The 13,337-nt window shown below is 70.0% G+C and carries 12 protein-coding genes; 7 read left to right on the forward strand and 5 right to left on the reverse strand.

What is annotated here, in order from left to right; all coding sequences use genetic code 11:
- Positions 1 to 67: 67 nt before the first annotated feature.
- Positions 68 to 541 (reverse strand): MarR family winged helix-turn-helix transcriptional regulator, encoded by a 474-nt coding sequence (locus tag ACFWSK_RS08955; protein WP_383783191.1) that lies wholly within the window; start codon positions 539 to 541, stop codon positions 68 to 70.
- 112 nt (positions 542 to 653) lie between these two features.
- Entirely contained in the window at positions 654 to 1,688 is a 1,035-nt protein-coding gene (locus ACFWSK_RS08960) for a LacI family DNA-binding transcriptional regulator (RefSeq protein WP_383783192.1), read from the reverse strand.
- Positions 1,689 to 1,828: 140 nt separating this feature from the next.
- On the opposite strand from ACFWSK_RS08960, the gene ACFWSK_RS08965 reads away from it, so the two are divergent.
- From ACFWSK_RS08965 to ACFWSK_RS08980, 4 genes are read left to right on the forward strand one after another with little or no spacing between them, the layout of a single operon-like run.
- Positions 1,829 to 3,133, forward strand: coding sequence for an ABC transporter substrate-binding protein (locus tag ACFWSK_RS08965; protein ID WP_383783193.1), 1,305 nt, complete (start codon positions 1,829 to 1,831; stop codon positions 3,131 to 3,133).
- Positions 3,134 to 3,165: 32 nt separating this feature from the next.
- Positions 3,166 to 4,113 (forward strand): carbohydrate ABC transporter permease, encoded by a 948-nt coding sequence (locus ACFWSK_RS08970; RefSeq protein WP_383783194.1) that lies wholly within the window; start codon positions 3,166 to 3,168, stop codon positions 4,111 to 4,113.
- Entirely contained in the window at positions 4,110 to 4,931 is an 822-nt protein-coding gene (locus ACFWSK_RS08975; RefSeq protein ID WP_383783195.1) for a carbohydrate ABC transporter permease, read from the forward strand. The genes ACFWSK_RS08970 and ACFWSK_RS08975 overlap by 4 nt, the downstream gene beginning before the upstream one ends.
- On the forward strand, positions 4,928 to 7,405 hold the full coding sequence (locus ACFWSK_RS08980) for a beta-glucosidase (RefSeq protein ID WP_383783196.1): 2,478 nt from the start codon (positions 4,928 to 4,930) through the stop codon (positions 7,403 to 7,405). The genes ACFWSK_RS08975 and ACFWSK_RS08980 overlap by 4 nt, the downstream gene beginning before the upstream one ends.
- An 85-nt stretch (positions 7,406 to 7,490) precedes the next feature.
- On the opposite strand, the gene ACFWSK_RS08985 is transcribed toward ACFWSK_RS08980, so the two are convergent.
- Positions 7,491 to 8,879: an endo-1,4-beta-xylanase gene (locus ACFWSK_RS08985; RefSeq protein WP_383783197.1), complete on the reverse strand. Its 1,389-nt coding sequence runs from the start codon at positions 8,877 to 8,879 to the stop codon at positions 7,491 to 7,493.
- A gap of 50 nt (positions 8,880 to 8,929) precedes the next feature.
- Complete coding sequence (locus ACFWSK_RS08990; protein ID WP_383783198.1) at positions 8,930 to 10,012, reverse strand: endo-1,4-beta-xylanase; 1,083 nt, start codon at positions 10,010 to 10,012, stop codon at positions 8,930 to 8,932.
- Between the two features lie 298 nt (positions 10,013 to 10,310).
- Between ACFWSK_RS08990 and rpmB the strand changes: the two genes are divergently transcribed.
- Both rpmB and rpsN read left to right on the forward strand, forming a co-directional pair.
- A complete protein-coding gene (gene rpmB / locus ACFWSK_RS08995) occupies positions 10,311 to 10,547 on the forward strand; it encodes a 50S ribosomal protein L28 (protein ID WP_383783199.1) in 237 nt (78 codons plus the stop codon).
- Positions 10,547 to 10,852, forward strand: a complete 306-nt coding sequence (rpsN, locus tag ACFWSK_RS09000; RefSeq protein WP_383783200.1) for a 30S ribosomal protein S14 — start codon at positions 10,547 to 10,549, stop codon at positions 10,850 to 10,852. The genes rpmB and rpsN overlap by 1 nt, the downstream gene beginning before the upstream one ends.
- A gap of 66 nt (positions 10,853 to 10,918) precedes the next feature.
- Here rpsN and ACFWSK_RS09005 read toward each other — a convergent pair whose 3' ends face one another.
- The gene (locus tag ACFWSK_RS09005; RefSeq protein ID WP_383783201.1) at positions 10,919 to 12,166 is read right to left on the reverse strand and encodes a hypothetical protein; all 1,248 of its coding nucleotides are present in this window, start codon (positions 12,164 to 12,166) and stop codon (positions 10,919 to 10,921) included.
- A 151-nt stretch (positions 12,167 to 12,317) separates the two neighbouring features.
- Here ACFWSK_RS09005 and ACFWSK_RS09010 point away from each other — a divergent pair, with 151 nt between their 5' ends.
- A complete protein-coding gene (locus ACFWSK_RS09010; protein WP_383783202.1) occupies positions 12,318 to 13,298 on the forward strand; it encodes an ABC transporter substrate-binding protein in 981 nt (326 codons plus the stop codon).
- Positions 13,299 to 13,337 lie beyond the last annotated feature (39 nt).

Below are 13,337 nucleotides of genomic sequence, written 5' to 3' on the forward strand. Positions count from 1 at the left end.
GCGGATGCCTTGCTTCCTGAAAAAGGGTGGAGCGACGGGAGAGGGACCGACGGCCGCGCGGGCGTCGTCAGTGCGAGGCGGCGTGAATGTGCCGCGCCAGTCCCTGGAGCGCACCGAGGGCGGAGCCGATCGCATCGAGATCGCCGTCGGTCAGTGCCGACAGGGCCTCGGCCACATACCCGTCCATGAGCGCCCCGACGGCGGCGATGCGCCGCCGGGCCTCGGCCGTGAGGTGCAGATGGGCGATCCGCTTGTCGGCCGGGTCCTGCCTGCGCTCCAGCAGCCCCTGGGCCGCCAGCTGGGTGACCAGTGCGCTCACGTTGTTCGGCTTCATCAGCAGTTCGTCGGCTGCCGCGCGCACGGTGATGGCCTCGCGGTCGCCGACGAGTCGCAGCAGCGCCAGCTGCCCCTCGGGGAGCTTGGGGTACGGGATGTCCTGGGCGAGGCGCCGGTCGAGCGCCCGGTGCAGCGCGGGCAGGGCAGCGGTCATCGCCGAGGCGATGGACCGGATGTCCTGTTCGGACGCGCTGGGGCCAGACATACGGGCATCATAAGTATGGAGAGATACCTATGTCAAAGGACCTAAACGCGGTCCGAGACCGAGCCGTTAGGGGAACGGTCCGGGGCCACCTCAAGTTCCGGCCCGGCACGGCTCAGTCCTCCTCGGGCGGTGGCGCCGTGCTCTTGCGTACGACCAGAGTGGTGGCCAGCTCCAGCCGCGTCGACACCGGTTCCTGGGCCCGCAGTCGCATCAGCATCTGCGCCGCCTCCTCCGCCATCTGACGCAGCGGCTGGTGGACCGTGGTCAGGGCGGGGCTGGCCCAGCGGGCGATGGACACGTCGTCGTAGCCGACCACCGAGAGGTCGTGCGGCACGCGCAGCCCGTTCACCCGGGCGGCTTCCAGGACGCCGAGCGCCTGGAGGTCGCTGCCCGCGAAGATCGCGGTGGGCCGCTGCGGCCGGGACAGCATCTCGGCGGCGCGGTCGTATCCGCCCTCCACGTGGAAGTCGCCGAACAGGATGAGCTCGGGGTCGACCTCCAGCCCGGCCATGCTCATCGCCGACCGGTAGCCGTCGAGCCGGGCCCGGGAGCACAGCATGTCCTCGGGCCCGGTGATGATCCCGATGCGCCGGTGCCCGCACTCGATCAGATGGCGGGTGGCGGCGAGTCCGCCGTTCCAGTTGGCCGAGCCGACCGACGGTACGTCGGGGTCGGGGTCGCCCGCCGGGTCGATGATGACGAACGGGATCGAACGCGCCCTGAGCTGCTGCTTCACCTCGCTGGGCAGTGCGGAGAAGACCAGGACGACGCCGAGCGGCCGGCGCTGGAGCATCGCCTCCATCCAGTCCGGACTGGGCGAGTGCCGGGTTCCGCTCTCGGTGAGGACGACCCCGGCGTTGTGGGCCTTGGCGACGTTCTCCACGCCCCGGATCAGCTCCATCGCCCAGATGCTCTCCAGCTCGTGGAACACGATCTCGATGAGCGGCGCCTCGCGGGCCGACCGCGTGGTGCGCCGGTACGCATGGGCCTCCAGCAGACGCTCCACCTTGACCCTCGTGGGCGGCGCCACGTCCTGCCGCCCGTTGAGGACCTTCGAAACTGTCGAAATGGAGACGCCGGCCTGCTGGGCCACCTGGGCGAGGGTGATGCGGCCCATTTCCTCGTCATCGCGCATGGCGAGGAGCATAAAGCACGAAACAACTGCCGCCGAGGCGTAACGCTTTGATAACGCGGTGACCGAGGGTTGACCCCCCAGATGAGGAGTCCTAGCGTCCCGACTCAGGAAGTTTCGGTAATCGTACCGAAAATGTTTCGAGAGGCGAGTCGATGAAGCAACGCGCACGGTTCCTGCGGTCCGCTGTCGTCGGTGGTGCCGCGCTGGCCCTGGTGCTGTCCCTGTCCGCCTGCGGAGGAGGGTCCGACGCGGCCGGCGGGGACGACGCCGTCCACGTCCTGGTCTACGGGGACGCGACGAACAAGGTGGAGAAGGAACTCGTCGCCACCTTCAACAAGACCTCGAAGGTGAAGGTCGTCCTGGATACGATCCCGGGCGCCGACTACCAGGCCAAGCTGCAGACGATCATCAGCAGCAAGCAGGCGCCCGACGTCTTCTTCAACTGGGGCGGCGGCAGCATCAAGCCGTTCGTCGACGCGGGCCTGCTGCTCCCGCTGGACGGCTTCATCGCCAAGGACCCCGACCTCAAGGCGAAGTTCCTGCCGTCCGTGTTCAACAGCGCGGTGCTCGACGGCACGTCGTACGGCGTCCCCATGCGTGGCACGCAGCCCGTGCTGCTGTTCAACAACGGCAAGGTCCTCAAGGAGGCCGGTGTCGAGGCGCCGAAGACCTGGGACGACCTGCTCTCGGCCGTCAAGACGCTGAAGGCCGACGGCGTCACCCCGATCGCGCTGGGCGGCGGCGACCGGTGGCCGACGCTGATGTGGTTCGAGTACCTCTACGACCGCATCGCCGGGCCCGAGCTCTTCCAGAAGGCCCTGGACGGCGACCAGGACGCCTGGGCGAGCCCCGACAGCAGGAAGGCACTGAGCAAGATCAAGGAGCTGGTGGACGCCGGGGCGTTCGGCACCAACTACGACTCGGTGAAGTTCACCGACCAGGGTTCACCCACACTCCTGGCGACCGGCAAGGCCGCCTTCGAGCTGATGGGCTCGTGGGAGTACTCGACCCAGCAGGACGCGCACCCCGAGTTCGCGAAGAACGACCTCGGCTACAGCGCGTTCCCGTCCGTCGAGGGCGGTAAGGGCGACCAGGCGAACATCGTCGGCAACACCAACAACTTCTACTCCGTACTGAAGAAGACGAAGCACCCGCAGGTCGTCGCCGAGTTCCTGAAGCTCATGTACTCGGACCAGTTCGTCAAGGCGCAGCTCGGCATCGGCAACCTGCCGACCACGACCAACACCGAAGGCTTCCTGGACACCGCCGCCAGCCCCGAGTTCGCCAAGTTCCAGTACGACCTGGTCAGGGCGGCCCCGGCGTTCCAGCTGTCCTGGGACCAGGCGTACCCCCAGTCTGCGGCCACCACGATGCACCAGTCCCTCCAGCAGTTCTTCAACGGCTCGATGGACGAGGACGCCTTCATCGAGGCCATGCAGGCTCTGCCGACCTCGTGAGCTCCCTGACATCCGGACGCGGAACACATCACATGACCCCACCTGCCACAGCCTCCGCGGACAGTGAGAAGGCCGGGCGGACCGGTCGGCCCGCCGGCCCGTCAGGCATCGGAGCGGGCCGCCCGGGATTCCTCTGGGCGGCCCCCGCCGCCGTCTTCTTCGGCCTCTTCGCCATCGTCCCGCTCATCATGGTCGCCGTACTCTCCTTCGCCAGCTGGGACGGGCTGAGCGACCCGGAGTTCGCCGGCCTCGACAACTGGAAGAAGCTCCTCGACGACCCCGTCATGATCAAGAGCCTCTGGCTGAGCGTCCTGCTCACCGTGCTCGGGGTCGTCGTCCAGACACCGCTCAGCATCCTGCTCGGTGTCTGGGCGGCGGGGCACCAGCGCAACCGGGCCGTCCTGTCCGCCATCTACTTCGTCCCGATGCTGCTGTCCATCGCGGCCGTGTCCGTGCTGTGGCGCGCCGTCCTCGACCCCAACTTCGGGGTTCCCGCCCAAGCCACGTGGCTGTTCGGCGACGGCAACCTGTTCGGGATGCAGTCCAGCGCGATCGGCGTCCTCGTCTTCGTCAGCACCTGGCAGTTCACGCCGCTCCACACGCTGATCTACCAGGGCGCGGCGCGCGCGGTGCCGCCGGTCCTCTACCAGGCGGCGCAGATCGACGGCGCCGGCACGGTGCGGCAGTTCTTCCACATCACGCTGCCGCAGCTGCGCAACTCGATCATCACCTCGATGATCCTGATGGTGGTCGGCGGACTCACGACCTTCGACACCGTCCTCATCCTGACCCAGGGCGGACCGGGCAGCGACACCACCATCAGCGCCTACTACATGTACCAGAAGGCGTTCAAGAGCTTCGACTACGGAGCGGCGTCCGCCATCGCCCTCCTGTTGGTCCTCGTCTCCACGGTCATCTCGCTGATCGTGGTGCGGCTCTCGGGCTACGACAAGATGCGCAGCACCATGGAGGGACTGTGAGGAAGAGCCGTCCCAACTACTTCGCCGGATTCGGCTCGCTGGTCTGGCTCCTCGTGGTCGGGCTGCCGCTGTACGTGATGCTCGTCGCCACGTTCCAGTCGCGCCCCGACTACGCGGCGAACGGCCCGCTGGCCTTTCCCGAGCACTTCACGCTCGACAACTACATCAACGACCTCAACAGCGGCTTCGCGCAGTACTTCCTCAACACGGTGATCGTCACCGTGTGTGTGGTCGGCATCGTCGTGCTCCTCGTGCCGCCCCTGGCGTACACCATCGTCAGGAGCCGCGGCCGGGCGACCACCGCGGTGTTCCGGCTGTTCCTCCTGGGCCTGGCGATCCCCTCGCAGGCGGTCATCGTCCCGATGTTCTTCGTCATCAGCGAGGCCGGTCTCTACGACAACCTCATCGGCGTCATCCTGCCGACCGCGGCCTTCGCGATGCCGGTGTGCGCCCTGATCCTCACGGGTGTGATGCGTGACATCACACCCGATCTGTACGAGGCGATGACGATCGACGGTGCCTCGTCCCGGCGGGTGTTCTTCCAGCTGGTGCTGCCGCTGTCGAAGAGCGGTGTCTCGACGATCATCGTCTTCTCCGCGCTCCAGGCGTGGAACGGCTTCCTCTTCCCTCTCGTCCTGACGCAGTCCGCCGAGACCAAGGTGATCACCATGGGTCTCTACGACTTCCAGACGGAACACGGAGTCGACACCCCCGGCCTGCTCGCCGCAGTCGTCCTGTCCATGCTCCCCATCCTGATCGTCTACCTGTTCGCCCGTCGTGCCCTGGTCCAGGGGCTGATGGGGGTCGGAGGAAAGTGACCGCCAACATCGACAACGCCGGCGTGCAGACACCCGCCGAGGCCACGGACTCCCACGCGCCTGTCCCCGGTGCCCGGGCTTCCCGCGCTGCGCCGTGGCGCGACCCGACCCTCGCTCCCGAGGCCCGGGCCGACGCCCTGATCGCCGCGATGACCCTCCAGGAGAAGATCTCCCAGCTCTTCGGCGTCTGGGTGGGCGCCTCCGACGAGGGCGCCGAAGTCGCCCCGTACCAGCACGACATGGAGGAGGCCGTCGCCCTCGACGACCTCCTCCCGCACGGCCTCGGCCAGCTGACCCGCCCGTTCGGTACGGCGCCGGTCGATCCGGCCGTCGGTGCGCTCTCGCTGTCGCGCACCCAGGAGCGGATCGCGCGGGCGAATCGATTCGGCATCCCGGCGCTCGCCCATGAGGAATGTCTCGCGGGCTTCGCCACCTGGGGTGCGACCGCCTACCCGGTCCCGCTGTCCTGGGGCGCCACCTTCCATCCGGCGCTGGTCCGCGAGATGGCCGCCGCGATCGGCCGCGACATGCGCTCGGTCGGCGTGCACCAGGGCCTCGCCCCGGTCCTCGACGTCGTACGCGACGCACGCTGGGGCCGCGTCGAGGAGACGATCGGCGAGGACCCCTATCTCGTCGGAACGGTCGCCACCGCCTATGTGCGGGGCCTGGAGTCGGCCGGTGTCGTCGCCACGCTCAAGCACTTCGCGGGGTACTCCGCCTCGCGGGCGGGCCGCAACCTCGCCCCCGTCGGCATGGGGGCGCGCGAGCGGGCCGACATCATCCTGGCGCCGTTCGAGATGGCCGTGCGCGAAGGCGGCGTACGGTCCGTCATGCACGCCTACACCGACACCGACGGGATCCCCTCGGCGGCCGACGGACTGCTGCTGACCGGACTGCTCCGCGACACCTGGGGCTTCGGCGGGACCGTCGTCGCGGACTACTTCGGCATCGCGTTCCTCAAGACGCTGCACGGCGTGGCGGGGACCTTCGGGGAGGCGGCCGGTGCCGCACTCGGCGCGGGGGTGGACGTGGAGCTGCCCACCGTCAAGGCGTTCGGCCGGCCGTTGAGCGACGCGATCGCGGAGGGTCTCGTGCCCGAGGCCCTGGTGGACCGTGCGGTACGCCGAGTGCTCGTCCAGAAAGCCCAGTTGGGGCTGCTGGACCCCGACTGGAGTCCGGTGCCCCCGGCGCTCGCCGGAACCGCACCGGGCGCGGAGGACTCCGCGGCCGGGGATTCCGGGGCACTGCGCGGCACCGTCCGGCTCGACACCGACGAGAACCGCGCGCTCGCCCGCCGGGTCGCCGAACAGGCCGTCGTACTCCTGCGCAACGACGGCACGCTTCCGCTGGCCGCCGGACCGGCCGCCGGTGCCCCCACCCGTATCGCCCTGATCGGGCCCAACGCCGACACCCCCACCGCCGTCCTCGGCTGCTACGCCTTCCCGGTCCACGTCGGAGGTCAGCACCCCGGGACCCCGCTCGGGATCGAACTGCCGACCCTCCGGCAGGCGTTGGCGGCCGAGTTCCCGCACAGTGAGATCGTCACCGCCCGGGGTGCGGACGTCGACGGCTCCGCCACCGACGGCTTCGCCGAAGCCGCCGAACTGGCCGGAGGCGCCGACCTCGTGATCGTCGCGCTCGGCGACCGGGCCGGGCTCTTCGGCCGCGGCACGAGCGGGGAGGGCTGCGACGCGGAGAACCTGGCGCTGCCCGGTGTGCAGCAGCAGCTGCTCGACACGCTCCTCAACACCGGCACCCCCGTCGTCGTCACCCTGCTCGCCGGACGCCCCTACGCCCTCGGGCGGGCGGCGGACCGGGCCGCAGCCGTCGTGCAGTCGTTCTTCCCCGGCGAGGAAGGCACCACGGCCATCGCCTCGGTGCTCAGCGGCCGGGTCGCACCGTCGGGCCGGCTGCCCGTCAGTGTGCCGCGCCACCCGGGGTCCCAGCCCTCCACGTACCTGGCGGCGCGGCTCGGCCACTCCAGCGATGTCTCCAGCATCGACCCGACCCCGGCCTTCGGGTTCGGCCACGGTCTGACCTACACCACCTTCGAGTGGAGCGACCTCGTCGTGGGGCGCGGACGGGCATCCACGGAGGGCGAGTTCGCGCTTTCCTGCACCGTCCGCAACACCGGTACCCGGGAGGGGACCGAGGTGGTGCAGGTGTATCTGAACGACCCGGTCGCCTCCGTGGTCCAGCCGGTGCAGCGCCTCATCGGCTACGTCCGCCTCGATCTCCTGCCCGGGCAGGCGGCGAGGGTACGGGCGACTGTACCCGCGGACCTCGCGTCCTTCACGGGCCGCGAAGGTCATCGGATCGTCGAGCCCGGCGATCTCGAACTGCGGCTGAGCGCGTCGAGCACCGACGCGCGACTCACGGCCCGCGTCACGCTCACCGGCCCGGTGCGCACGGTCGACCACACCCGCCGGCTCCACATGGACGTCGTGACCGAGATCCTGACGGACGCGGGATAGTCCGGCACACGCGGACCGGGAAGGGGCCTTCGCGGGCGGCGGAGCAGCCGCTCGCGAAGGCCCCTCCTTCATTCGGGCGCCGGGGTCAGGAGGCGGTGCAGGCGCTGACGGCGGGCGGTGCGGTGTTGCCGTGCGTCATGACGGTGAAGCCGAAGCTCGTCGTCCCGCCGGCCGCGAGGCTGCCGTTGCCGGCCGGTGTCATCGTCATCACCTTCCCGGTGCTGTCCCAGCTGGGCGTGCCGTTCCAGGTCGCCGAGATCTCCTGCGAGGAGGCGATGGTCACCCGTACGTTCCAGCCGCTGATCGCCGAACTCCCGGCGGTCACGGTCACCTTGCCGTTGTAGCGGTCTCCCCATGTCTCCTGCTTGGCGTACGAGACGGTGCAGGTACGGGTCCCGCCGCCACCGCCACCGCCGCCGCTCGTGCCGCCAAGTGCGGCCAGCACGGCGTCGTAGGCCGGCTTCTTGTTGTAGGAGCCGTCGAACAGCAGCGGGGTCCCACTGCTGCGCCAGGAGTACTTGTCGGTGACGCCCCAGACTGTGATGCCCGTGCAGCGCGTCACCGCGAGGCACGCCTTCACCGCGTTGGCGTAACTGGTGGCCTGCGAGGCCCCCGATCCCTCGATGTCCAGTTCGGTGATCTGCACGTCGACGCCGAGGTCGGCGAAGCGCTGCAGATTCTGCTGGTAGTCGGCGGGGACGGGGGAGTTGCTGTTGAAGTGGCTCTGGAAGCCCACGCAGTCGATGGGCACACCGCGCTGCTTGAAGTCCTTGACCATGGCGTACACGGCGTTGGACTTCGCGTTCACCCCGTCGGTGTTGTAGTCGTTGTAACAGAGCTTCGCGGCCGGGTCGGTGGCCCGCGCGGTGCGGAACGCCTCCTCAATGAAGCCGTTGCCGAGCTTGTCCTGGAAGGGCGAACTGCGCCGGGCGCCGCTGCTGCCGTCCTGGAACGCCTCGTTGACGACGTCCCAGGAGTGGATCTTGCCCTGGTAGTGCCGCATGACCTGGGTGATGTGGTTGTTCATCGCCGATCGGAGGTCGCTCGCGCCCAGCGAGCCGACCCAGCCCGGCAGTTGGGAGTGCCAGACGAGGGTGTGCCCGCGCACCTTCATCCCGCGGCCCTGCGCGTGGCTGACGATCTGGTCGGCGGCCCCGTAGGTGAACGATCCCCGGGACGGCTCCAGCGCGTCCCACTTCATCTCGTTCTCCGGGGTCACCGAGTTGAACTCGGTGTTCAGCGTGGCGGCGTAGGGCGCCTCGCCGAGATGGTTCGCCGCGACCGCCGTGCCGAAGTAGCGGCCCTTGGCGGCTGCCGACTCGCCGAGGGTGCTCGCCGCGTGCGCGGTGCCGGACAGGGCGACGACGCCGGTGGCGGTGAGCAGCCCTGTGACGGAGAGGGCCAGTGCCCTGTGCGCGTAGGCACGCAGGGGTGTGCGGCCTTCCCCGGGAGTGTTTCGAGTTGTGCTGATCATGACAATCTCTTCCTTCTGTTGACGGACCGTACGGGTGGATGAGGGGGGTGTTACCGCTTGGTGCGGGCGGCCGTCCGCAGCTCGGCGAGGAGTGCGGTGTACGCGGGTTTCACGGCGAAGTCCGCGTCGAGGATGTTGGCGGCGCCCTGGCCGTCGAAGACGCCGGGCACCCAGGAGTACTTGTCGGTGAAGCCCCATACGGTGAACGAGGTGCAGGAGCGGACCGCGAGGCAGGCGGCGAGGAGTCTGCGGTAGTCGTCGGCCTGCCGCGCCAGGTCCGGGGCGTCGGCCGGCAGGGTCATACGGACGTCGACCTCGGTGAACGCGGTCTCAAGACCCAGCGCCGCGAAGCGCTCCAGGTTCGCCCGCACGTCCGTGGGGAAGCCGTACTGGATGTCCAGGTGCCCCTGGATTCCGAGGCCCTGGACCGGAACGCCCTCGGCGAGTAGCTCTCGGGCCAGGTCGTAGTACGCGGTCGACTTGGCGTTGATCCCCTCGACGTTGTAGTCGTTGAGGAAGAGGGTCGCCCCGGGGTCGGCGGCGTGCGCCCAGCGGAACGCGTCGGCGACGTAGGACGGGCCCAGCTCCCGCAGCCAGAGCGAGTCCCGGTAGGTGCCGTCCTCGTTGAAGATCTCGTTGACGACGTCCCACTGGTAGATCCGGCCCTTGAAGTGCGTGACCTCGGCGGTGATGTGGGCGCGCAGGATCCGGCGCAGTTCGTCCGTCTCGATCGAACCGTCGGCGACCCCCGAGGTGAGCCAGGCCGGGAGCTGACTGTGCCAGAGCAGTGTGTGGCCGCGGACCTCCTGCTCGTGCTTCTTGGCGAAGGCCATCAGGCGGTCCGCCTGGGACCAGTCGTACGTGCCGCGACTGGGCTCCACCGCTTCCCACTTCATGACGTTCTCGGCGGTCACCGAGTCGAACTCGCCTGCGGTGAGGGCCCGGTACGGGGCGTCGGCGGCGAGGGCGGCGGTGTCGACGGCCGTGCCGATCCGAAGGTCGGGGCGCTCGGCCAGGGCGCGCAGCGTCCTGTCGTGCTTGCCGGGGTGGGCGGACGCCGTCTGGGTGGCGGCTCCCAGCACGAGCACGGCGGCAGTCGCCGCGGTCAGGGCGTGGACGGTGCGTCTGGGCATGGAGGTCTCCTGGGAAGTGAAGACAGGCGGGGGCGGGCCGGCTCGAAAGCTTTCAGGACCGACCGGCCCGCCCCTGCCCGTCTGTCGCACGGAAAGGTGGCTCCCAAGAGATCCTGAGTGATACATGTCATCGAAACAATGGCGCGTCATGACCGAAACAATTTCGGTCCGAATCGATGCGCATCGCGCGCCGCTCGGTCGCGGCGCGCGCCCGTTGGCCCGCGGGCCCGGCGGCTACTATATGGGAATGGTTTCCATTATCGTTAAGCTGTCGTCCGTAGAGAGCAGGTAGCCCCCCATGTCCGCCCACTGCCAACTGACCGGCGCCCGGCCGGGCTTCGGTAACAGCATTTCCCACTCGCACCGGCGCACCTCGCGCCGCTTCGACCCGAACATCCAGCGCAAGCGCTACTGGCTTCCGAGCGAGGGCCGCCATGTCCGGCTGACCCTCAGCGCCAGGGCCATCAAGGCCATCGACATCATCGGGATCGAGGCCGCTGTCGCCCGTATCCGCGCGCGGGGAGTGAAGGTCTGATGGCCAGGAAGAGCAAGATCGCGCAGAACGAGAAGCGCAAGGTGGTCGTCGCCCGGTACGCGGCCCGGCGGGCCGGGCTGAAGGGGATCGTCCGGCGGCCGTCCTCGACGGAGGCGGAACGGGCGGCGGCCGTCGCGGAGTTGCGTGCCCAGCCCCGTGACGCCAGTGCCACCCGGGTGCGCAACCGGGACAGCGTGGACGGCAGGCCCCGTGGGCACCTTCGGAAGTTCGGGCTTTCGCGGGTGCGGATGCGCGAGCAGGCGCACGCCGGGTTCCTGCCCGGAGTCACCAAGTCGTCCTGGTAGCGACGTACGGGCCCTGCCCGAGGGTGTGGCCCGCGTTCCCCGCGGCGGGGGACGCGGGCCACTGTGTCAGCGGCCGACCGGATCGAGGTGGGCCTCGTCGTCGGGTGTCATCAGTGCCAGCAGGCCGCCCTCGTCGAGCGGGGTCTCCACAGTGACGAGCGCCGTCTGCCGGGCCGTAGCGGCGTCGAACACATGGACTTCGCCGTGGCCCCCGCGTGACACGGCGACCAGGGACCCGCCGGGCGAGGCCGCTGTCGCCCGCCGCTGGACGCCGTCCCACGGAGTGCCGCCCCTGCGCGGTGCGCCCGCCATGGGCGGCAGCGGCAGCCGCGCGGTCACGGCCGGCGGGCCGTCCCCGGTGGAGACGAGGAGGAGTTCGTCGCCGTCGGGGTGGACGCGGCTGAAGGCGACGTGGCCCGCCGCCACCGCCAGGCGGAAGACCAGGCCGGGCCCGAGGCGCAGTCGGCCCGTCGTGGCCGAGTCGAGATGGTGCCACCAGGCGTCGTTGGCCCAGTCCGGCCAGCTCTCGGCGGCCTCGGGCCCGCTCCGTACACACGACCAGAGCGTCCGGTGCGCGGCATCGAGCCGCAGGTAGTAGCCGCGGCCCCCGCCGCGTCCGCCGGCCGCCCACGGGATGGTCTCCCCGGCCACGAGCCCGCCGCCGTCGGGGCGGGCCGTGTGGACGCCCGACCCGGCGGCCGCGAACAGCCGGCCGGTCGGCGGGTCGTAGGCGTCGCCGTGCCCGTCGTCATCGGGCAGCGAGAGTGCCGATACGGGTTCGGCGGGCGGACACGAGGGGGCTGCCCTCATCAGCGCGGAGTGCCGGTAGGCCGTCAGTTCGCCCGGCTCCCGATGGCGCAGCACGACGAGGGGGTCCTCGGGCGGTCCGGCCACGGTGACACCCGGTTCGCCCACGCGGGTCCGTACGCGCACCGCGCCGGCATCTCCCTCGGCCTCCAGATCGACGGCTGTCAACTGGTCCGACCAGGCAGACCAGTTGCGGCCGAGGCCGGTGGTGACGGCGATCCGGCGGCCCGTGGAATCTGCGGCAAGGTGCTCGGCGGGCACCGCGACCGGTACCCGGCGCTCGATGAGAGGGCGACCCGATTCCGGCCCGTACGGATCGAGGATCAGCAGCTCGCCTGCCCGGTCGTCGACGCACGCGGTGCGGTGGCGCGGAAGGGCGAGGAAGCCCGCGTGCTCGGCGGGATGGCGTCCGACGAGCCGGGCCGTCGTACGTCCGTCGCGCAGGTCAACGACCCGTATGTGTCCGGCTACTTGGTCGCCGACGATCAGGCGCGGTCCGAGGGGCATGGGGCGGTCTCCGGGGCTGGGGCGGCGGGCAGGGGTTGCTTTGATAATGATTATCATGTCTAAATCGCGGTGAGGAGAGGCCGGGTCCGGGACGGCCCCCTCGGTACCGATTCGTCACCCCCCGGCCGACAACAGGAACAGAGGGCACGTCATGTCGCGCGCAGTGAGAGGAATCCGCCGTTGGGCGGCGGCCATCGTGATGGGGTCGTTCCTGGTGGGATGCGGCGCCACCGAGGAGCCCGCGTCGGGCAAGGCCGGAGCGGATGGCGCCGGCCCGAGGACGGCGGTGGACGTCCGGCCCGTCAAGGCGTCGAGCACGATCACCGACGCGCAGGGCGTCACCATCACCGCCGAGCGGCCGCCGAAGCGGGTGGTGTGCCTCGTCGCGCTGTGCGACGACATGCTCGCGGAGCTCGGTATGACCCCGACGGCCACCAACTCCACGCTGCTCGCCCACCCGGCGTTCCTCGGGCCGGAGCGGGCGGGCCGGATTCCGGTGGTACCCGGCGGCTTCCTCAGCCCGGAGGCCGAAGCGATCCTCTCCCACGAGCCGGATCTGGTCATCGGCCTCGAAGACACCCACGGGAAGCTCGCCCCCGCGCTGAAGGGCGCGACCACCTTCTGGCCGGTCCAGCCCTCCACCTGGGAGGACAGCGTCGGCTATCTGCGGAACCTGGCCGCGCTGACCGGGCGTACGGAGCAGGCGGAGGCGGCCGAGAAGCGCCTGCGCACGAAGCTCGCCGCGGCGGAGGGGGAGAAGAGCGGAAAGACCGCCCTGATCATCTTCGGCAGCGACGAGAACTTCGGCGTCGCTACGCCGAAGAACGACGTCGCCGCCGGGCTCTTCCCGAAGATCTCCTCGTACCCGTGGGAGGGGCGGGGGGTCGAGGGCAGCTACAGCCTGGAGGAGATCCTCGCCCGCGATGTCGACGTGCTCTTCGTCGAGACGCTGTCCTTCGGCGCCTCGGACGGGAAGCTCTCCGCCAAGCTGTCCGACAACCCGCTCTGGTCCCGCATCCCGGCCGTCAGGAACGACAAGGTCGTCGAGGTGAACTCCGAGGTGTGGGCCAAGGGGCGGGGGACCCGTTCGCTCGGCATCGTCCTCGACGAGGCAACGGCCGCGCTGCGGTGATACGTCAACGAGGCAGCGGCCGCGCTGCGGTGATACGTC

This window comes from Streptomyces sp. NPDC058620, assembly GCF_042717135.1.
Classification (GTDB): Bacteria; Actinomycetota; Actinomycetes; order Streptomycetales; family Streptomycetaceae; genus Streptomyces.

Bases quoted from the DNA above. Each gene is read 5' to 3' on its own strand.
- ACFWSK_RS08970 (WP_383783194.1), top strand. From the start codon at position 3,166: ATGACCCCACCTGCCACAGCCTCCGCGGACAGTGAGAAGGCCGGGCGG.
- ACFWSK_RS08985 (WP_383783197.1), bottom strand. From the start codon at position 8,879: ATGATCAGCACAACTCGAAACACTCCCGGGGAAGGCCGCACACCCCTG.
- ACFWSK_RS08955 (WP_383783191.1), bottom strand. From the start codon at position 541: ATGTCTGGCCCCAGCGCGTCCGAACAGGACATCCGGTCCATCGCCTCG.
- ACFWSK_RS08990 (WP_383783198.1), bottom strand. From the start codon at position 10,012: ATGCCCAGACGCACCGTCCACGCCCTGACCGCGGCGACTGCCGCCGTG.
- ACFWSK_RS09010 (WP_383783202.1), top strand. From the start codon at position 12,318: ATGTCGCGCGCAGTGAGAGGAATCCGCCGTTGGGCGGCGGCCATCGTG.
- ACFWSK_RS08960 (WP_383783192.1), bottom strand. From the start codon at position 1,688: ATGCTCCTCGCCATGCGCGATGACGAGGAAATGGGCCGCATCACCCTC.
- rpsN (WP_383783200.1), top strand. From the start codon at position 10,547: ATGGCCAGGAAGAGCAAGATCGCGCAGAACGAGAAGCGCAAGGTGGTC.
- ACFWSK_RS09005 (WP_383783201.1), bottom strand. From the start codon at position 12,166: ATGCCCCTCGGACCGCGCCTGATCGTCGGCGACCAAGTAGCCGGACAC.
- ACFWSK_RS08965 (WP_383783193.1), top strand. From the start codon at position 1,829: ATGAAGCAACGCGCACGGTTCCTGCGGTCCGCTGTCGTCGGTGGTGCC.
- rpmB (WP_383783199.1), top strand. From the start codon at position 10,311: ATGTCCGCCCACTGCCAACTGACCGGCGCCCGGCCGGGCTTCGGTAAC.